The following is a 20,053-nucleotide window of genomic DNA, read 5'->3' on the forward strand; positions in this document are numbered from 1 at the left end:
TTCGCGTGACTGCTCCGCCAACAGCGCCTCCGCTGCGACTGCCTCCTCGCGGCCGCGCTCCCGCTCGGCTGCGAGCTGTCGCTCCAGCTCCGCTTTCGCCGCGGCCGCTTGCGCCTCCGCTTCTCGTGCCTGTTCCGCCAGCTTCGCCTCCGCCGCGACTGCTTGCTCCCGAAGCTCGCATTCCTTCGCTTCGCTCAGCTCCTGCAGCTCGTTATAAAGCGCCACCTGCAGCTCGATCTCCTGCTGCTGGCCAGAAAGCTGCTCCTGTAGTCCGTCGAGCTGGTCGCTCAGCTCGGCATACTGCTGTTCACGCTCCGCGAGCCGATTCGCCGCCTCGCCCCGAGCCTGCTCGGTAGCCTGCAGCCGCTCATCCAGCTCGCGTGCCCGCTTCTCCTGAGCTGTCAGCCGCTCCTGCGTCTGACGCTCCGCTTCCGCCTGCTTGCTCAGCTGCGCTTCCTGCGAAGCGATCTTCGCCCGCAGGCCGTCCCGCTCCTTGGCCTGCTCGGCCGCCCGGCGCTCAAGCTCCTGCTTCGCCTGCTCCAACTCCCGGATCTGCTGTCCGCGGCGTTCCGCTTCCTGCGCTTCGGCTGCGTAACGCCCCTCGAACTCGCGCGCCCGCTCCAGCGTCTCGGCCAGCTTGCGCTCCAGCTCGCCGCTTAGCTCCAGTTGGCCGGTCAATCGCTCCCGGCTTTCGACGAGCTCGCTGTCGAGCGTGGACAAACGCTCGCGAAGCGGTTCCAGCTCAGCCCTCAGCTCTGCCGCTTTCGCCTCGGCGCGCTCCCGCGAAGCCTGCTGCTCTTCGCTCGCATGTTCGAGCTGCCGCTGACGCTCCAATACCGACTCAAAATCATGACGCATCCGGCTCCATTCGTCCGCCATATTGACGGCCGCGAGCACCGCGATTTTAGGCAAATCAAGCCGCTGGCCGCTCTCCGCGATCTTGTGCATTTGATCGTTTACCAGAGCGGCCACTTGCTTTATATAGGAAGGGCTGGATTTTGAAACCAGCTTGTACTGGGTACCATAAATGTCGACGGTCATCCGAACTTTTTCTTCACCGCTCATTCGCCTTGCTCCCCTTTCCGAAACACAAAAAAGATTCTCCGTATCCTATAGACTTCGATACGGAGAATCGCTTTTCCTGCTGTCCTTTTCAGACTTTTGACGGTCAAAAGGCGAGGGAATTATTTCCTGAGCTCGGCGCCGAACCCGGTCTCAAGGGCCGCTACGACACGGCCGTGCAGCTCGCTGACCTCTTCGTCCGTCAGCGTCCGCTCCGGAGTACGGTAGACCAGCGAGATGGCCACACTCTTCTTATCCGCGCCAAGCCGCTCGCCGGTGTAAATGTCGAACACCTGGATCGATTCGAGCAGGCGGCCTGCGGTTTCCCGCGCCTTGGCGAGCAGATCGCCGACGGGAACGCTGCGGTCCACAACGAGCGCCATATCCCGGCCGATGGACGGGAAACGAGGCAGCGGACGGTAGGCAAAGCTTTCGCTTGCCAACTGTGCGAGCGTATCCAGCTCTACTTCGAGGACATACGTGTCCGCAAGGTCTTTTTGCTGCTGAAGCGTCGGGTGAAGCTGGCCGATCGTTCCGATGGCCCGGCTTCCATTCGGCGTTTCGACAACGATCTGTGCCGTCCGTCCCGGGTGGAAGCCTTCCAGCTGGGCGGCCTCGTACCGGATGCCGTCGATTCCGAGATAAGATACTACCCCTTCGAAAATGCCCTTCAAATCATAGAAGTCGACATCGGTCGGCTTGCCGGTCCAATGCAGCTCGCTTCGTTTGCCGGTTAACAAAATCGCAAGCTTCAATTTTTCCTCCGGCAGGCGGCTCAGCGATTCCTCACTAGTTACGAACACGCGGCCGATTTCGAACACAGCGACGTCGTCCTGGTTCCGGTTCCGATTATATACCGCCACATCGAACAAATGCGGGATCAGGCTCGTACGCAGCACGCTGCGGTCCTCGCTCATCGGCATCGCCAGAGCAATCGGCTTCGCGTTCGGGTAAGCGCCCGTATACTGGCGAATTTGCTCCGGATGCGTGAACGTGTACGTAATCGTCTCATGCAGGCCGCTGCCCGTCAGCAGCGTCCGCGTCAAGCGGCGAATCGCCTGCTCCCGGGTAAGCGCGCCCGGCGTCGTAACCACGTTCATCAGCGTGGTCGGAATGTTGTCGTAGCCGTGCAGACGGGCCACTTCCTCAATCAGATCGACCGCGCGGGTAATATCGCCGCGGCGGCTCGGCACATGCACCAGCAGTCCGTCCTGCTCCAGCGGCTCGACCGTGAAGTTCAAGCGTTCGAAGATCGCCTTTACTTCTTCCACCGACAGCTCCGTGCCGAGATACCCGTTGATGCGGCTTACCGTCAACTCGATTTGCACCGGCTTGCGCTCTCCCGCCACCGCTTCGACGATACCGGACGCCACTTGACCGCCGGCCAGCTCGGCGATGAGAGCCGCCGCGCGGTTCAGCGCCGGAATGACCGCTTCGGGATTCGCTTCCTTTTCGAAGCGCAGCGACGCTTCCGAACGAAGTCCGAGCTGACGCGACGTTTTGCGGACCGAGGAACCGGCGAAGTTGGCCGACTCCAGCAGGATGCGCGTCGTCGTTCCGTCCGATACTTCGGAGTTCGCGCCGCCCATAACGCCCGCTAGCGCGACCGGCTTCACCCCGTCGGTGATCAGCAGCATATGCGGCTCCAAGGTGCGTTCCGCATCGTCCAGCGTCACGAGCTTCTCGCCTTCGCGGGCAAGCCGCACGTTGATATGGCCGTTGTTCAGCTGATCAGCATCGAAAGCGTGCAGCGGTTGGCCGTATTCGAACATGACGTAGTTGGTCACATCCACGATGTTGTTGATCGGACGCACGCCGGCAGCCATCAGGCGGTTTTGCAGCCAAAGCGGCGACGGCCCGATTTTCACGCCTTCGATCAGACGCGCCGCGTAATGCGAGCACTGCTCTTTGTCCGAAATTTCCACGGAAATCCGGTCTGCCGCTTTGACGGCTGCCGCGCTGTCGTTCAAGCCCGCTTCCGCATCCGGCAGTTTCACCTCGCGGCCCAGAATCGCCCCGATCTCGTAGGCTGCGCCCAGCATGCTGAGGCAGTCGGAACGGTTCGGCGTCAGGTCGAAGTCCATTACTTCGTCGTTTAAAGCAAGGACGTCAAGGATGCTTGCGCCGACCTGCGTATCCTCCGGCAGCACCAGAATGCCTTCTTGAATTTCCTTCGGCAGCAGCTTGTCGTTCAAGCCAAGCTCCTTGGCCGAGCAGATCATGCCTTGCGACTCGACGCCGCGCAGCTTCGCCCGCTTGATGACGAGACCGTCCGGCAGCTTCGCGCCGACGACGGCGACGGGCACCTTTTGCCCTGCGGCTACGTTTTTGGCCCCGCATACGATTTGCAGGTCCTCGCTTTGGCCTACGTCAACGATACAGACGCTCAGCTTATCCGCGTCAGGATGCTTTTCGCGCGATTTGACGAAGCCGACAACCACCTGCGATACGCCTTTGTTGCGGCTTTCCACGATATCGACTTCAATGCCGCTGCGGGTCAGCTTCTCCGCCAGCTCGGCGGACGAATAGCCGCTGACATCCACATACTGCGACAACCATTGGTAAGATACTTTCATGATTTAACCCACGCTCCTCTCGCTTACAAATGCACGAACTGCTTCAAGAAGCGCAGATCGTTCGTATAGAAATGCCGGATATCTTCAATGTCGTACTTCAGCATAGCCACCCGCTCAACACCTAGGCCAAACGCAAAACCGCTGTATTCCTCCGGATTGTAACCGCTCATTTCAAGCACACGCGGATGTACCATCCCTGCCCCCAAAATTTCGAGCCAACCGGTTTGCTTGCATACCCGACAGCCGCTGCCTCCGCACATGGCGCAGGTTACGTCCACTTCCACGCTCGGTTCGGTGAAAGGGAAAAAGCTCGGACGCAGACGAATTTGCGTCTTGGAGCCGAACAGCTCGCGCACGAATTGGAGCAGCGTTCCTTTCAGATCGCTCATCCGGATGTTCCGGTCGATGACCAGTCCCTCGATTTGCGTAAACATATGGGAATGGGTCGCGTCATCGTCGTCGCGGCGGTATACCTTGCCGGGACAAATAATTTTGACCGGCGCATGCCCTTTCATTTTCTCCATCGTACGAACTTGAACAGGCGACGTTTGGGTCCGCATCAGGATTTCGTCGGTAATGTAGAACGAATCCTGCATGTCGCGGGCCGGGTGGTTTTTCGGCAGGTTGAGCGCTTCGAAGTTGTAGTAATCCTGCTCCACCTCGGGGCCTTCGGCTACCGTATAACCCATCCCGATGAAAATATCCTCGATCTCCTCGATCACTTTGCTGATTGGATGCACCGCGCCGCGCGCCGCCGGACGTCCCGGCAGAGTTACGTCGATCCGCTCCGCCGCAAGCCGGGCATTCGTCTCCGCCTCGTTGTATGCCTCCTGCTTCGCCTCGATGACTTCCTCAATCGCGGCGCGAACCTCGTTAGCCACCTGACCGATGACCGGACGCTCCTCCGCGCTCAAAGCACCCATCCCGCGCAAAATCTCCGTCAGCGGGCCTTTTTTGCCCAAATACTTGATCCGAAGGTCGGCAAGCTGCTGCTGGTTTTCCACTTGGGCCAACTCGCGCAGCGCTTCTTCCTTCAGTGTAAGCAATCGTTCTTTCATGCCTGCATTCCCTCCTTGTATGATTTCCGCCTGCGCCGTGTCCGCGAACGCAAAAAAGGCTTTTCCATCCCGGTAAGGGACGAAAAAGCCGTGGTACCACCCTTGTTCAGAAGACCGGCGAAGCCGCCTTGAAGTCTTCTTTCTTCATTGAACGTAACGGTTCATGAACTTGCGTTCGGACCGGTTCCTCCTACTTGCCGACGGGTCGGATAGACCGCGTGGGTTCAAAGGACTGCTCGGGAGCGAACTTCGGCAGCCTGGTTCTTCGGACACGCTCTCAATCTCCGGCGTCTCCTCCCTGTCAAGAGGCACTGCTTACTTTTCTCCGTCAACGCATTTGGCAGTATTCAGTATATGAGAAGTATTATATGCAAACCGGCGGCCGATTGCAAGCGCAAACGGCGCGATTCATAGCATGTTCATGCGGGAGCAGGACGGCAGAGCGAGTTCCTTTATGACGGTCCTCGATGGCGGAGATTTTTCCGTCTTGGAAAGCGCGGAGCCCCCGCCACTCCCAGACCGGTAAATGGGGTGCCAACTTCACCTTGCCTCCGGATTCCGCCGAGATACGGCTGTCGCAAATTCGTAACATGAGACGGTTGAAAACAGCTGGATTCTGAATTACTGTAAAAAAGAAACTGATCGGTCTCTTTTTAATCCATCCAAACCCTGTGAGAACCATACTAACGGTTAACGCAGAAAGAGCTGCGGCTCGATACCATTTGTACCGAAACACCGCCGGACTTGCCGGGATTGACGCATAAAAACAAGGGGGCTTTTTCAATGAACAGCAAGCCAGAAGAAGAAAAGAACACAGCCCAGGAGGAACTGCCGGAACTGGAGAGTGAATCGATCAGCCGGCGCGAGATGCTGAAACTGACTGCCATTGCCGGAACCGGCGTTGTGATGGGCATGAGCGGGATGGCAACCTTCATGTCTCTTAAACGCGCTGATTCGGGCCCGGGCTCCGGCACACCGGCGACGAAGCCTCAAGCGAATACTGGCGATGCCGTCCCTTTTTACGGTCCGCAGCAGGCCGGGATCGTCACCCCTCAGCAGCCGTACGTATGCTTCGCCGCATTCGATATTTTGCATGAGGATGCCGGGCAGCTATTGAAATTATTGCAAGAATGGTCCGCGGCCAGCGCTATCATGACAGCCGGGAAGCCTCTGAAAGAAGGTGAAGACGTCACCTCGCCGCCGACGGATACCGGAGAAACGAAGGGGCTCTCCCCCTCGAATCTGACCCTCACGTTCGGGTTCGGACCCACGCTGTTCCAAAACAACGGCAAAGACCGTTTCGGCCTCGCCTCCGAGCAGCCGGCCGAGCTATCGGATATTCCGCCTATGCCCGGCGACCGGCTTAACCCGCAATGGTGCGGCGGAGATATCGGGGTGCAGGCATGCGCAGACGATCCGGGCGTCGCTTTCCATGCGATCCGCAACTTGGCCAAAGCCTCCAAGGGCACCGCGGCGATCCGTTGGGTTCAGAACGGCTTTATCCGAGCTCCTGACGGGGAGACGCCGAGAAATCTGTTTGGATTCAAGGACGGCACGGCCAACCGCGAGCTCGATTCGGACGCGGCGAGATCGCGGCACGTCTGGGTAGCATCGTCCGACGCGCCTGCATGGATGGCGAACGGCTCTTATTTGGTCGCGCGCAAAATTCGCATGTTTTTGGAGCCGTGGGACCGGGCCACGCTGGCCGAGCAGGAGATCACCTTCGGCCGGCTGAAGGAGAGTGGCGCTCCTTTTGGCAAAAAGAACGAATTCGACCCGGCTCCGCTGGGCCAATTTCCGGGAAGCTCTCACGTGTGGCAAGCCCGCAGCGCGGGAACGAAAATGCTTCGCCGGGCTTATTCCTACGTCGACGGGATCGACGCTGGGACAGGTGATTGGGATGCCGGCCTCTTTTTTATCAGCTTTCAGCGGAGCGTCAAGCAGCAGTTCATTCCCATGCAGTCCATTCTTGCGAAGCTGGATGCGCTCAATAAATTCACTTCGCATGTGTCCAGTGCCGTATTCGCTTGTCCGCCCGGTGCAGCAGAAGGCGGATTTGTCGGCGAGACGCTGTTTCGCTCCGGAAGCCGTTAGCTTCCATTCGAATCCCTTCATCGCAGGAAAAAACGCGGCGGGGCCGTTTTTATCCGATCGTTTTGCGGATCAGTCCACGCCAAAAAGGGCCAATTGACGAGTCGTGCTTGACCGATCGCCGATTAGCCCTCTTGTTTTGATTATGCAAAGCTTCCCGCCATACGCATGGGATTTCTATCGGCCATACGTTTCGCAGCATTCCAGCCAGCGTGCCACGATGCCGGGGTTCGAAGCAAAATGCAAATGCGTATAGCCGGCCACCGTCCGATGGAGCAGGCAGCCGTCCTTTTTCACGCCGCGCAGTCCCTTCGTCTCGTAAGCGTGAGGCAGCTCCGACTGCGGCTCGTAGACCGAGTAATGGAATTCGTGTCCGCGGGCCGTCTCCCCTGCTGGCAGCAGAAAGTTGCCTTCCGCTCCCGCGACCTCCCGCAGTCCGAGCGCCGCCAGCTTGGTCTGCATCGTCACTCGACCCGGGACGAGGCCCAGCATCGGGTAGCTTCGCCCCTGCGTATCTCCGATTGCACCGGTCAAATACATAAAGCCGCCGCATTCGGCCAGTGTCGGAAGCCCGCGCTCCACGGCGCTGCGGATCGAGTCCGTGACCTGCGTCTGGGCGCTCAGTTGCTCGGCAAACTCCTCGGGAAACCCGCCGCCGATGTATAAGCCCTGCACGTCCTCCGGCAGCGGTTCGCCCGCCAGCGGCGAGAAGTAGACAAGCTCCGCCCCGTACAGCTCCAACAGCTCCAAATTTTCCGGGTAATAAAAATGAAATGCAGCGTCCCGTGCAACCGCCATCCGCACACGATAACGGCGGGACGGCTCGGCGAACAATCGCGGCTCCGGGACGGCCGGAGGCTCGGACGCTTGTGCCAGCTCCAGCAGCCGGTCCATATCAACCGTCTGATCCATCCGGTCAGCCAGCGCTTCGAACAAGCCGCCAAGCTCCCCACGCTCGATGGACGGCACGAGCCCCAGATGCCGTTCGGGGACGGAAAGCGCGTCCTCCCGCTTCATATACCCGATAACGGGAATGCCGCATTCCTGCTCGATCGCTTCCTTCACGATCCGGTAATGCCCGTCGCTGCCGACCTTGTTGGCGAATACGGCGGCGATGCGGGCGCGCGGCTCCAGACACTGGAAGCCTTTGACGATGGCCGCGGCGCTGCGGGCCATGCTCTGACAGTTGACCACGAGCAGGACGGGACAATCGAGCAGCAGGCTGATTTCCGCCGTGCTTCCCGTATTGGACAACGGATCTTTACCGTCGTAAAATCCCATCACGCCTTCGATGATCGAAATGTCCGCATCCCGGGAAGCCCGGGCGTAAATTTCCTTCACCGTATCCGGGGTCAGCATCCAGCTGTCCAAATTGCGGGACGGTCTTCCCGTCACCGCCTTATGATACGTCGGATCGATATAGTCCGGGCCGCATTTGAAGCCCTGCACCGTCATTCCCCGGCGGCGGAGTGCCGCCATGAGACCGAGGGTGACGGTCGTTTTGCCCGCTCCGCTTCCCGTTCCGGCAACGACAAGGCTTCGGTGCGTTCTAGATTCGCTCATGAGGTTCATCGGCTCCTTTCCGCTGCAAAGCTGAGATTTCCGGTTTTACTTCTATACAGCAGCCGCGTGCGTACGGTTACTTCCCAAACGTCAGGAGACCGACGGAAATCGTCACGTTGCCGCTTTTCTTTTTGGTTAGTACCAGCCGCTCCGCGCCGGTGTACCGTTTGGCCGCGGGCTCGCTGACTCCGTAAGCGCCGGTGAACTTGAACACCGTGTCCGACGGCTCTTCCATCGGCATCTCGTTCAATTCGCCCGGCGTGTAGCATTCAAGGGGCCATCCGTATTTGGCGCAGACGGCGAGCAGCCCTTCCTCGTCTTTTTTCAGATCGATCGTGCAGACCGCCTTGACGCTGCGGATCGAGAAACGCAGCTCTTCGAGCGTCTCGCGGATCACCGCTTCGATCTCCTCCGCCGCCGTTCCTCGGTTGCAGCCGATGCCAAGCGCAATCACCTTCGGCCGGTACAGTACGCCGTTGGCAAGAATCGATTCCTCGTCGGCCTCCAGCAGCCGGTGTGTCACGACCAGCGCTGCCTGCGGCTCGTCCGCCAGCGCGCTCCGCACGTCGCCGTACACGCGGATCGTCTGCGGCAGCGGCGTGTCGTATAGCCACCAGTCCGGTTCGCCGGACTCCTGGACGACGGCGACGCGCTCTTCGTTAACGACGGACGCGCTGACCGGCGTCAGCTTGTCGTCCGACTCCCACGTCCAGCCGAAGCGGCGGCCAAACAGGTCGACGGCGATCGTCTTCTGCACGTCCGACGCGGTCGTCAGCACCGGCCTTGCGCCCAGCGCCGCCGCCACCTCGCGCGTCAGCTCGTTGGCTCCGCCCAGATGGCCCGACAGCACGCTGATGACGTGCTCCCCTTTGTCGTCAATGACGACGATGCCGGGGTCTTTCTTTTTGTCCTCCAGCAGCGGCGCGATCATCCGGACCACCGCGCCGAGCGAGATGATGCAAACGATGCCCTTATACGCAGGGAACAGCGCGGGAAACAGCAGCCGCACACTGCCCTCGAACAATTGGATGCCTTTAGCCGCTTCGTCGCCTCGCGCGAATTTGGACATGTAGTACACGTCGGCATGGGAAAAGGTGCTCTGCAAACGTCGGGCCAGCTCCACGCCGTGCTTCGTAATGGCGACGACGGCGTAGTCGCCGTTCAAGCGAACCGTAGGGATTATACCTTCCTGTAGAACAATCGGCTGAGCCCCGTCCGTTACAGCTCTGGACGCGTTGCCCGACGCTCCCTTCGAAGCTGCGGCCGACGCTACCTCCGCCACCATACCGTTCCGCTCTCCGTCTCCGCCCTTCGCGCTCATCAGTCCTTCACTCCTTTGCGGTAGCCGTGAGTGAACGATTTATCGTACAGCTTGGAGCGGTATTCGTCTTTCTCGTGGATATTCGGGTCAAGCGCCCACCCGGCCAAAATCATCGCATGCGAGCGGATGCCGTTCGTCCGCATATCCTCGTCCAGCTTCTCCAGCGTCGTGCGGACGATCAATTGATCCGGCCACGTCGCCCGCTGCACGACCGCTACCGGCGTATCCAGGCTCCATCCGGCTTCGGTCAGCTCACGCACGACTTTTTTGGTCAGCGTCGCACTGAGGAACAGCGCAATCGTACAGTGATGCGACGCCAGCTCTTTTAGCTGCTCACGGTCCGGCACCGGCGTACGTCCCTCAGCCCGCGTCAAAATGAGCGTCTGCGTCAGATCCGGGATCGTCAGCTCCGCGCCGACCGCGGCTGCGGACGCAAACACCGAGCTGACGCCCGGAATGATCTCGCAGGAGATGCCTTCTTTGGCGAGCAGCGCCTTTTGCTCCATAATCGCCCCGAACACGGCCGGATCGCCGGTATGCACCCGTGCGACGAGCTTGCCCGCTTTGACGCGGTCGGTCATGACCGCGACCATCTCGTCCAGGCTCATGCCCGCGCTTTGCAGCACCTCCGCCCCCGGCTTCGCCCGGGCAATCAGCTCTTCATTGACGAGCGAATCCGTATACAGCACGACGTCCGCTTCCTGAAGAATGCGAAGTCCTTTGACGGTGATCAAATCCGGGTCGCCGGGACCGGCTCCGATAATATAAATTTTCATCTATTTTCTCACCACCATCAGCGTCAAATATTCCAGCTCCCGTCCGGCTAACTCCTCAATGTTGCGCCAGATCAGCTCCTCCGCAGAGGTTACTTTGGTCAATACGGCCGCCTTGTCGACCAGCTCCAGATCGCGCAGCACGGTCAGCATTAGGTCGATGACCTTCGCTACCTTGATGAACACGACGCAGTCGTGCGTTTCAAGCGCCCGGCGCATCGCATCGTAATCGTCGGTCGCCGGCACGACGGCCACCTGCTCGTCTCCGTCCGCCAGCGGCAGACCGAGCCTCGACGCGGCGGCAAGCACAGAAGAGATACCGGGTATGGATACGGCTTCCACCTCGGGATGGCGCTCCTTCATGAGTCGCATGAGGTGAATGTACGTGCTGTACAGCATCGGATCGCCTTCCGTGACGAACGCGACGTTTTTCCCTTGGCTGAGATAGCCCCATACCGAATCGACTGTCTTGTTCCACTGCTTCTCCAGCGCTTCGCGGTCCTTCGTCATCGGGAAGGTCAGGCCGACCATTTCCTTCTCCCGGGTATCGACGTACAGCTCCGTAATCGCCAAAGCGTAGCTCTTGGCCCCGGATTTCTTGCGGGGGTAGGCGATCACCGGCGACTCCTTCAACAAACGGAACGCCTTCACCGTAATCAGCTCGGGGTCCCCCGGGCCTACGCCCAATCCGTACAACGTGCCCAGCTTACTCATCCGTTCCGTCCTCTCCTTTATCCGTCCGCTTCCGCGCTGCAATGATGTATACCGGATTCAAGCTTTCAAACCGCGTCATGTCCAAAATCGGCTTGCTGCGGCTCACCTGCGTCAGCGTCATGTCTGTCACGAACCCTTCCGCGGCAAAAGCTTGCGCCGCGGCGGACAAATTCTCGATCGTCACCGCGTTCAGCACGATCCGTCCTTCCGGCTTCAGCCGGGAACAGCATACAGCCAACAGCTCGCGCAGCTCGCCGCCGCTGCCGCCGATAAAGACCGCGTCGGGATCGGGAAACTGGTCCAAACCTTGCGGCGCTTTGCCGTGTATGGCGGTAATGTCCGTACGGAATTTGCGGGCGTTCTCGTGAAAATTGTCCAGATCGCCCTCGTTCTTTTCGATGGCGTACACTGCGCCTTCGCCGCATATTTTCGCCGCTTCGATCGCGACCGAGCCCGTGCATGTGCCGATATCCCAAACGACGCTATCCCGCTTCAACTGCAGGGCCGCCAAGCTGAGCACACGGACTTCCTTTTTCGTGATGAGCCCTTTGTCCGGCTTCCGCTGCGCAAACGCTCCATCCTCAATGCCAAGCGCCCAGCGCGGCGGTTCGGCGTCTTTACGCATCCGCAGCACGACGACATTGAGCGGCGAAAAGTGCGTCTGCGCCGTATCCGCCAGCTCCTGCAGCCCGAACCAGCCCGTCCGCTCGGCGGGTCCGCCGAGGTTCTCGCCGACGAACGCATCGTACTCGGTCATGCCGTAGTTCAACAAATAGCGCGCAATCGCCCCCGGCGTATTGTGCTCGTCCGTGAGCAGCGCCACCTTCTTCGCGCCGTCGATCCGTTGCGCCAAGCCTTGCATGCTGCGCCCATGTGCGCTGACGACCACAGCGTCCTGCCAGCTCTCGCCAATCCGAGCAAAAGCAAGCTGCAGCGAGCTTACTTGCGGATAAACCTCCACCCGACCGGGCAGCTTGCCGGCCAAATAGCCTCCGATCCCGTAAAACAACGGATCGCCCGAAGCCAGCACCACCGTGTTCCGGGTTTCTGACCTCAGGCGCTCCGTCAGCTCGGACAGCCCGCTTTTGAGCACGACCTTTTCAGCGGCGGTATCGGCAAAAAACTGCAGCTGCCGCTCCCCGCCGATCAATAATGAGGATTGCCGAATCCGGTCGAGATACGTCTGAGGCAAGCCCGCCGCTCCGTCGTCGCCAATCCCGATCACTGCGATTTTTTCTCCCATGCGTGTACCCCTTTCCTTCTTGCCCGCCTGCCGGAGTCCGAGTCCGGTCAATCTTAGTCCTCTATGCAAGCGAACCGCTAAACCTCGTTCGTCATGCTTTTGCGCCCCAACAGCGTGCCCTTCATCGAAATGATCACCGTTTCGACTTCCAGCGGCGTTTGCAGCTTCGCGCCGGGTCCAAGCGCTCCTGCTTCCCGAAGCGATTCCCGGCAGCAATGGCTGGACATCACATCGAAAAACGCGGTGCAGCCCAGCGCCTGCATCTGATCGCCGACCTGCGCCGCCGTATTCGCTTCCAAAATTTCCTTGACGGCCGCCTCCGGCGCTCCCGCTTCCTCCGCCATACGCGCCAGAAATCCGAAGTCGACCGAAGCGCTCTTCGAATGAACCATCATGACGCCCTGCGCCACTTTGGAAAATTTACCCATCATGCCGACAAGCGTAATTTTGCTTATCCCCTGCCGCGCGCAGTGTTGAATCGCAAAGCCGACGAAATCACCCATCTCGACAAACGCTTCCTCCGGCAGCTCCGGATACAGCTCTATGCCGAACTTTTCGCTGCGCCCGCCGGTCGACAGCACCACGTGGCTGCAGCCGCCCTTGACCGCTACGCGAATCGCCTGCGCGACGCTCGCTTTGTACGCGGCTGTCGAAAACGGCACCACAATGCCGCGCGTGCCCAAAATCGAGATGCCGCCGAGGATGCCCAACCGGGCGTTGAGCGTCTTCTTCGCGATCTCCTCGCCGTCTGGCACGGAAACGACCACGCGCACGCCACGATGAAGCTCATAGCGGTTCAGCACCGCTTCGACGGCTTCGCGGATCATTTTCCGCGGCACCGGATTGATCGCCGCCTGTCCGACCTCGATCGGCAGCCCCGGCTTCGTCACCCGGCCGACTCCAACGCCGCCGTCGATCTCGATCCCCGGCGCTTCGCGCCAGAACACCTCGCTGATGATTCGCGCGCCGTGCGTGGCGTCCGGGTCGTCGCCGCCGTCTTTGATCACCTCGGCGGACGCCCATTCGGACGCATAAGCGCAGGCGACGATTTCGAACGTCACGTCCTGCCCGATCGGCAGACGGATAGTCGACTGCGTCTGGGACTCCTGCATAATCAGCGCCTCGAGCGCCGCTTGAGCCGCCGCCGTCGCGCAGGCGCCCGTCGTATAGCCATGCCGGAGCGGCTTCGTTTCCTTTTCCCCGCCGTCCGCCATCGCGTTATCCCTGCCGTTCGGCGAGCAGCGACAGCGCGTTAACCGTAGCCACTGCTACGGGACTGCCGCCCTTCCGCCCGATATTCGTAATAAATGGCACATCCAGCTTCAGCAGCTCTTCCTTGGACTCCGCCGCCGATACGAAGCCGACCGGTACGCCGACGATCAGTCCCGGACGCGCCTCTCCTTCCTTGACGAGGCGGATCAGCTCCAGCAGCGCCGTCGGCGCATTGCCGATCGCATAAATCGCGCCATCCGCTTCCTGTGCCGCCTTCCGTATGGAAATGATCGCCCGGGTCGTGTTCAGCCGCTTCGCTTCCTCCATCACATCCGCATCTGAAATGTATACCCGCACATCGCCGCCGTATTTGGCCAGCCGCGGCTTGCTGATGCCGACCTGCACCATCTGCACGTCCGCCACCACCGGCTTGCCGCTGCGGATCGCTTCGATTCCGGCACGGATCGCGTCCGGATGGAATACCAAGCTGCGCCCGAGCTCAAAATCCGCCGACGCGTGAATGACGCGCTGCACGACCTTGAACTGTTCTTCCGTATAGTCGTGCTCGCCAAGCTCCTCCGTGATCATTTCGAAGCTTTTTTCCTCGATTTCCTGCGGTTGAACGGTAAGCGGTTTAAATTCCGTGCGAAAATCCATTAATCGAGCACCTCCTGAAATAATGCGTTTAACGCGTTCGTGACGCCTTCAAAATCCGAATATACTTCGCCGTACTCCAGCTGCGGCCGTCCGATAACGATCGTATCGATGTCCATCTCAAGCGCCGCTGACAGCTTTTCCTCCACCGCGCCGACCTTGCCGCTTTCCTTCGTCACGATGACGTTGACGCCGTAATGCTTGTACAGCGCCTGGTTCAATTCTTTGGAAAAAGGCCCCTGCATCGCGATAATGTTCTTCTGCTCCAAGCCGAGCTGCTCGCATTTCTCCATATTGTCCTTGCGCGGCAGCATGCGCGCCACCAGCGTCGTGTCCGGCAGTCCGATCAGCTTCTCGGCAAAAATTTGCAGCGTCTTGCTTCCCGTCGTCAGCATGACAACCCCGCGCTTCTGCGCTGCCAACTCGGCCGCCTCTTCGTAGTCGTCGACGAAAAACAGCCGCGGGTGCCCCTCGTACGATCCGCGCTCGCGCTCGTACCGGATGTAAGGCACCCCTGCCTGCTCGGCCGCCGCCATTGCGTTGCGGGACGCTTCCTCCGCAAACGGGTGGCTCGCATCGACCACCGCTTGGGCGCTGCGGCTGCGGATCAAATCGGCCAAGCCATGTGCGTCAAGTCGGCCCATGCGCACCTCAAGCCCCACTTCTTCAAGGCTCTTGGCCGCACTCTCGGTCACGACGGTGGCGACGAGCGGATAGCCCGCCGAGCGGATGAGCAGCGCAAGCTCCCTCGCGTCGCTCGTCCCGGCCAGCACAACGATCATGACAGCACCTCTTTCGACGCAGCCGCCTCCGACGGCCCCGCGGGCTTCGTGCCGCCGCTTTCCTGATGGTGGTGATCGTGACCGTGTTCGTGTGCGTGATCATGAGAGTGCATATGATGGTGCTCGTGGTCGTGATGATGGTCATGGTCATGGTCGTGATCATGGTGGTGGTGGTGATGGTGGTGATCGTGACCATGCTCGTGATCGTGATGGTGATGATGGTCCATATGCTTCATCGCTTCAAGACGGAATTGGCACATATCGCAACTCATCCGCACTTCGCCTTGGAGCGCTTCTTGGGCCCGCTCCAGCAGGATCGTTTGCAGCGTCGGGTGGAACCCGAAGTATTCCGCCAGCACGAACGATTGGTCCGGATACTTCTCCGCAAAAGCTTCCGTCATTTGCTCCATCCGCTTGATCAGCACGCCGGTGAACAAAAAGTAAGGCAGCAGGACGATCCGCTTCGCCCCAAGCCGGATACATCGTTCGATTCCTTCATCCACCAGCGGCGCCGTAACGCCGATAAACGCCGTCTCCACCCATTTTACCTTAAGCCGCTCCCAGAGCAGCCGTGTAATTTTGAACAAATCGCTGTTGGCATCCGCATCGCTGCTGCCGCGTCCGATGACCAGAAGCGCCGTTTCGTCCGCCCCAGCCAAGCCGTTCACACCCGCTTCCGTCAGTCTGGAGATCAAAATATCCAGCGCCAGCTCGTGCACCCCGATCGGACGGCCGTACATAAACTGCACCGCCGGATACTTCAGTCTCGCATCGTCGATGGCTGCCGGAATATGCAGCTTGGCATGTCCGGCCGCAAACAGCGTAATCGGCACGACCGCGATTCGCGTCGCTCCCCTCGCGACGCATGTCGCGATGCCTTTCGAAATGGACGGCGCCTCGAATTCCAGGAAGCACGTCTCCACGATCGGCTCCCCGAGACGACCTTCCACCGAACGGACAAACTCCCGGATCTCCTCGTTTCCTTCCGGGTCACGACTGCCATGGCCTACAAACAATACTGCGTTCATGCGCTTCCTCCTCATTTTCATTGTCGCTTATCGCTTTAGTAGTGCAACTGCTTCAAATAACGCGTTAGCTTTAATCCCCGCACACTGCATTCTCGATCTGGAACGCTGGCACTTCCTGATGCCGGTAACCTTCCAGCTCCTTGATGCGTTTATAAAATTTATGAAACCGTTCGTTCGGATGCCCGTCCGCCGCATAACGCGCTACAATGCGCTCAATCGTTTCGACCAGACGCTCCGGCTCGATCCCTTCGGCGACCGGCTGCGCCACATGGGCGTTGCGCCCGACCGTTTTGCCCCCGAGGAACAAATCGAATTTCTCCCTACGGTACACGATTCCAATATCTTCCTTCACCGCGCCGTAGCAGGCCATGCCGCATCCGTTAAAGCCGATTTTCAGCTCCTTCGGTACGCGCATGCCCCCCAGACGATGATGCAGCTCTTCGGCGTACGGCACCGAATCGGCCTTATCCATATTGCAAAAATCGCAAGCCTTGATCTGCGCGACATCGCCGACCGGAGCAAGCAGCAGTCCGACAGCCCGAAGCCGTCCGGTTACACTTTCCGGCTCCGACGTCGCAATGCGCACGAACATCTGATGATGCGGTGTATACTCCATCGTCCCGTGCTCGCCGACAACTTCCGCAAGCAGCATGAGCTGCTGCGCCGTCAGCTTTTTCTCCGCAAGCCCCGGGCTTACGGCAAACTCTAAGATTTGCTCCTGCTTAAACAAGAGGCCGCTCCGCTCGCCTTGAGCCGATTCGGGAACGCCCCGATGCGCATCGACAAGCCCCAGCGCTTCCAACGCGAGGGCCAGCGGCGATTCGCCGCCCGTTCTCGATCCGTAAACCGGTCCGCCCAGCGGATCGAGCATCGAATCGACGATGTATGGGCCTTTCATGGACTCGCTCGACCCGTCTGAACGAGATTCGACGACCAACGCTTCGTTTTCCTCGCCCGTGCTCTTGGACGCTTCTTCCTGCTGCGCATCCAGCGACCAAGGCTCCGCTTCCGTCCGCAGCCTTTCGTGGGGCCGGAGCGGCTGCACGTCGGCGTCCAGCGTATATTTGCGCTGGTATCCGCGTGGCGTGATTATCAGCCCGTCGTAGACGACTGTCGTCGAATTGCCGATGATAACCGTCGTCAGCATGCCGATATCGTGCTCGAGCATTTTGCCAAGTGTCGTCACGATCACGTCCTGGCGCTCGCGGTAGGCGCTCTTCACGATGCCGACCGGCGTATCCGGCGACCGGTACTGGAGCAGCACGCGCTGCGTCTCGACGATCTGCCGCGTGCGTCGGCCGCTGCGCGGATTGTACAGCGCAATGACGAAATCGGCGGAAGCCGCCGCTTCCACCCGGCGAATGATGATCTCCCACGGCGTCAAATGGTCGCTCAAGCTGATCGTGCATGCGTCGTGCATAACCGGAGCGCCCAGCAGCGAAGCCACAGAGTTGATCGCCGAAATGCCGGGAACGATCTCCACTTCGACGCCTTCCTCGCGCCGCCATCCTTTTTCCATCAGCACTTCATAAATGAGCCCGGCCATGCCGTACACGCCCGCATCGCCGCTCGAAATGACCGCCACCCGTTTCCCGGCTTCGGCTTGACGTACCGCTTCCTGTGCCCGGCTGACCTCTTCCGTCATCCCGGTACGGACCACTTGCTGCTCGTTCAAAAGCCCCCGGATCAAATCCACATACGTGTTGTAGCCGATCACGACGTCGCTTTCCTGAATCGCTTCTCTTGCCCGTTTCGTAATATGTTCGAAGCTGCCCGGGCCGAACCCGATGACTGACAATTTCCCCTTCATTGATTGCCGCCTCCTGTCAAGTATGCTTCCTCATAGAGTGCCAGGCTTCCGATGCCTGTAACTGACGTACTCCGCCGGCTGTCCATGCGATAAACCTATTCATTCATCTGACGCCTCATGCCGATTTCTTTGTCCAGAAACGGAGAGAGAAATTAAAAAAAGCATCCCCCTTGTCGGAAGATGCTTGTGCGAGCTTAGGTTGCTGAGATGAGTGCAGCCAGCATTGACTTTTGCGACGAGCGCCGCTGTGACGCCAGCCTTGCTGCCTGTCCTGTACCGCTCCCGTACACCTCCCTATCCGCGTAGGTTTTGTGGTGACTTCGTTGCCAGCCGTCGTCGAACATCACAGCCGCAACAGAGCGGGCAGGTCTCCTGACTTGCGTCTCATCGCTTTTTCCGCAGCCTTCCCATTGACTTGACAACAGTGGCATACGCGATACGGAAAAAACTCCTCGCTTACAGTGGCGGGACCGTGCCGGACTTTCACCGGCTTCCCTTTTAAGCCGATTCCGTCTTCAATGGTTATCAGCACCTGCTCTATTATGATATGAAATTGTAGAAAACTTTTGCTAGGAAACAGTGTTAATGATAGCATGTTTCTCCCGCACGTGTCTACCTTGCCGTTGTATGGAGGAAGCGGCTTATGACATTAGATAGAAGGAATGTAAAAGCATGTCTGGATGACCATGAGAAGACTCAAGAGGAGCATGTGCGGCTAGATTCCCTGAACAAGGAAGCGTTCAGTTAAGGCCGCTCGACGTTCACCGTTACAGTCCCGAAATATTGTCCACCGATGAGAACCAAGGTACCTCTAAGCCACATAATTCCAGTTATATGTATATTTTTCCATATCAAAATAAAAAAATCCCTACCAGCCGAAGCCAGTAGGGAGGTTAGTCCATTTTCGTTATACATCTAAATTATTGCAAAACCTGCCCGGATGCTTTCCGAAGCTCATTTGCGAGCCAATGGATATAATCCGCCTGTTTTTGATGTGCCCCAGCCGCGGTGCCGTTTCCGGCCCGGTCCGCCTCTCTCCGCTTGGCGTCTACTTCCTTCCAAGCCGGACCCATCCACGTATCAATGATTGTATTCGCTAGTCCTGCTTCAAGTATAGGCTCGTCCTCCTCATTCGTACATTCCTGATATTCAGTTACCACATCGGCTATGAATTGCTCAAACTTCTTCCCGAGAAGCCGTAAGGCGTTCACCGGGTCCGTCCTCCTCGCCGGATCGAGGATATGGTGCCCTGTTATGTCCGTCGCCGGGTTCAAGCCGTACCGATAGCAGGCGTAGGCCAGCACCCATATGTATCGCTTGTACGCCTCCTGCAGGTTGATCCGGCCACCGTAGCAGAGTTCCACACCGCCCGCTGCGTCGTTCGAATTGCAGCCGTACATCTTACTGTCCGTCGTGACATTATACACGACGTGATACGCCTTCTCCGGAGTCCCGGTCAAAAACGGGATGCACTCGATAATCCCCCGGTCGTCCACAAACAAATGTGCCGAAGCCGACATGTCGTTCCGGCTGCGCTCGTAATACGACACGTTGCCTGCCGCAGTTGATCCGGGATTCCCGGTATCATGCGCCACCATAAAACGAACGCCCGGCATCGGAATGCACGGGCGTCTTTTACTTGGCCCCGTCAAATACCGGGTCGTGATTGGAAATTTCATTTTGAAGCCATTCATTTTTTGTCTTCCCCCTGCCCTTTTTGATGCAACCGCTCTAAGTATTTGGCCAAGCCAGTCGGCAGCGGAACGCCGAATATTCCAAGATTCTCAACCACAGACAGCCCTTCCCGGCCAGCGTAGAAATACAGCGTAATAGTTCGGAAAATAGGGGAGTCTCCGCCTACGAACTGATCGCACATAGAGGCCAGCGCTACAACCCTGAGCACAATACCCTTCCGGACTCCGCCCCAGAACATAACCTCGCTGTTGACGTTTTTGTTCTTGATCGCTCCGAGAAGACCGGACACATAATCCGCAACCATAAGAAAGACCAACAGTTTCAAAGCTGTGTCCCAGCCACCCAAAAATGCGCTGATCGAAGTCCCTGCTGCTGCTACAATGCCACCAAAACCTGCTTCTTTTCCGCTTCCGAACGTAGCTTCCGAAAGCCACATTACCGAATCTTTTAATGTAATTTACTTCCATTTAA

Annotated in this window: 15 protein-coding genes, 1 pseudogene and 1 riboswitch; of the genes and pseudogenes, 1 reads left to right on the top strand and 15 read right to left on the bottom strand. The window is 59.0% G+C overall.

What is annotated here, in order from left to right; translation table 11 throughout:
* The 3 genes and pseudogenes from BLO51_RS29200 to pheS all read right to left on the bottom strand — a co-directional run.
* Window positions 1-1,065 (bottom strand): annotated as a pseudogene (locus BLO51_RS29200) (cell division protein ZapA); the annotation flags it as partial.
* Window positions 1,066-1,184: 119 nt separating this feature from the next.
* A complete protein-coding gene (gene pheT, locus BLO51_RS12580; RefSeq protein ID WP_090671952.1) occupies window positions 1,185-3,638 on the bottom strand; it encodes a phenylalanine--tRNA ligase subunit beta in 2,454 nt (817 codons plus the stop codon).
* Window positions 3,639-3,661: 23 nt separating this feature from the next.
* Window positions 3,662-4,696: a phenylalanine--tRNA ligase subunit alpha gene (pheS, locus tag BLO51_RS12585; RefSeq protein ID WP_090671955.1), complete on the bottom strand. Its 1,035-nt coding sequence runs from the start codon at window positions 4,694-4,696 to the stop codon at window positions 3,662-3,664.
* Window positions 4,697-5,479: 783 nt separating this feature from the next.
* Between pheS and efeB the strand changes: the two genes are divergently transcribed.
* Window positions 5,480-6,790: an iron uptake transporter deferrochelatase/peroxidase subunit gene (gene efeB, locus BLO51_RS12590; protein WP_090671958.1), complete on the top strand. Its 1,311-nt coding sequence runs from the start codon at window positions 5,480-5,482 to the stop codon at window positions 6,788-6,790.
* A 174-nt stretch (window positions 6,791-6,964) separates the two neighbouring features.
* Here efeB and BLO51_RS12595 read toward each other — a convergent pair whose 3' ends face one another.
* From BLO51_RS12595 to BLO51_RS12650, 12 genes are all read right to left on the bottom strand, one after another.
* Complete coding sequence (locus tag BLO51_RS12595) at window positions 6,965-8,350, bottom strand: cobyrinic acid a,c-diamide synthase CobB (protein ID WP_090671961.1); 1,386 nt, start codon at window positions 8,348-8,350, stop codon at window positions 6,965-6,967.
* Between the two features lie 76 nt (window positions 8,351-8,426).
* A complete protein-coding gene (locus BLO51_RS12600; RefSeq protein WP_245719644.1) occupies window positions 8,427-9,671 on the bottom strand; it encodes a cobalt-precorrin 5A hydrolase in 1,245 nt (414 codons plus the stop codon).
* Window positions 9,671-10,447 (bottom strand): precorrin-4 C(11)-methyltransferase, encoded by a 777-nt coding sequence (gene cobM / locus BLO51_RS12605; protein ID WP_090671964.1) that lies wholly within the window; start codon window positions 10,445-10,447, stop codon window positions 9,671-9,673. Before cobM ends, BLO51_RS12600 begins: the two co-directional genes overlap by 1 nt.
* Window positions 10,448-11,158: a precorrin-2 C(20)-methyltransferase gene (gene cobI, locus BLO51_RS12610; RefSeq protein WP_090671967.1), complete on the bottom strand. Its 711-nt coding sequence runs from the start codon at window positions 11,156-11,158 to the stop codon at window positions 10,448-10,450.
* A complete protein-coding gene (gene cbiE, locus BLO51_RS12615) occupies window positions 11,151-12,401 on the bottom strand; it encodes a precorrin-6y C5,15-methyltransferase (decarboxylating) subunit CbiE (RefSeq protein ID WP_090671969.1) in 1,251 nt (416 codons plus the stop codon). The genes cobI and cbiE overlap by 8 nt, the downstream gene beginning before the upstream one ends.
* 77 nt (window positions 12,402-12,478) lie before the next feature.
* Window positions 12,479-13,615, bottom strand: coding sequence for a cobalt-precorrin-5B (C(1))-methyltransferase (locus BLO51_RS12620; protein WP_090671971.1), 1,137 nt, complete (start codon window positions 13,613-13,615; stop codon window positions 12,479-12,481).
* A 4-nt stretch (window positions 13,616-13,619) separates the two neighbouring features.
* Window positions 13,620-14,270, bottom strand: coding sequence for a precorrin-8X methylmutase (locus tag BLO51_RS12625; protein WP_090671974.1), 651 nt, complete (start codon window positions 14,268-14,270; stop codon window positions 13,620-13,622).
* On the bottom strand, window positions 14,270-15,049 hold the full coding sequence (gene cobK / locus BLO51_RS12630; RefSeq protein WP_090671977.1) for a precorrin-6A reductase: 780 nt from the start codon (window positions 15,047-15,049) through the stop codon (window positions 14,270-14,272). Before cobK ends, BLO51_RS12625 begins: the two co-directional genes overlap by 1 nt.
* A complete protein-coding gene (locus BLO51_RS12635) occupies window positions 15,046-16,077 on the bottom strand; it encodes a sirohydrochlorin chelatase (RefSeq protein ID WP_090671980.1) in 1,032 nt (343 codons plus the stop codon). The genes cobK and BLO51_RS12635 overlap by 4 nt, the downstream gene beginning before the upstream one ends.
* Before the next feature lie 70 nt (window positions 16,078-16,147).
* Complete coding sequence (cobJ, locus tag BLO51_RS12640; protein WP_090671983.1) at window positions 16,148-17,887, bottom strand: precorrin-3B C(17)-methyltransferase; 1,740 nt, start codon at window positions 17,885-17,887, stop codon at window positions 16,148-16,150.
* A gap of 345 nt (window positions 17,888-18,232) precedes the next feature.
* Window positions 18,233-18,438: riboswitch (cobalamin riboswitch) on the bottom strand.
* A 369-nt stretch (window positions 18,439-18,807) separates the two neighbouring features.
* The gene (locus tag BLO51_RS12645; protein WP_090671986.1) at window positions 18,808-19,581 is read right to left on the bottom strand and encodes a peptidoglycan recognition protein family protein; all 774 of its coding nucleotides are present in this window, start codon (window positions 19,579-19,581) and stop codon (window positions 18,808-18,810) included.
* On the bottom strand, window positions 19,578-20,018 hold the full coding sequence (locus BLO51_RS12650) for a phage holin family protein (protein WP_090671988.1): 441 nt from the start codon (window positions 20,016-20,018) through the stop codon (window positions 19,578-19,580). Before BLO51_RS12650 ends, BLO51_RS12645 begins: the two co-directional genes overlap by 4 nt.
* Window positions 20,019-20,053: the final 35 nt, after the last annotated feature.

The organism is Paenibacillus tianmuensis, from assembly GCF_900100345.1.
Taxonomy (GTDB): Bacteria; Bacillota; Bacilli; order Paenibacillales; family NBRC-103111; genus Paenibacillus_G; species Paenibacillus_G tianmuensis.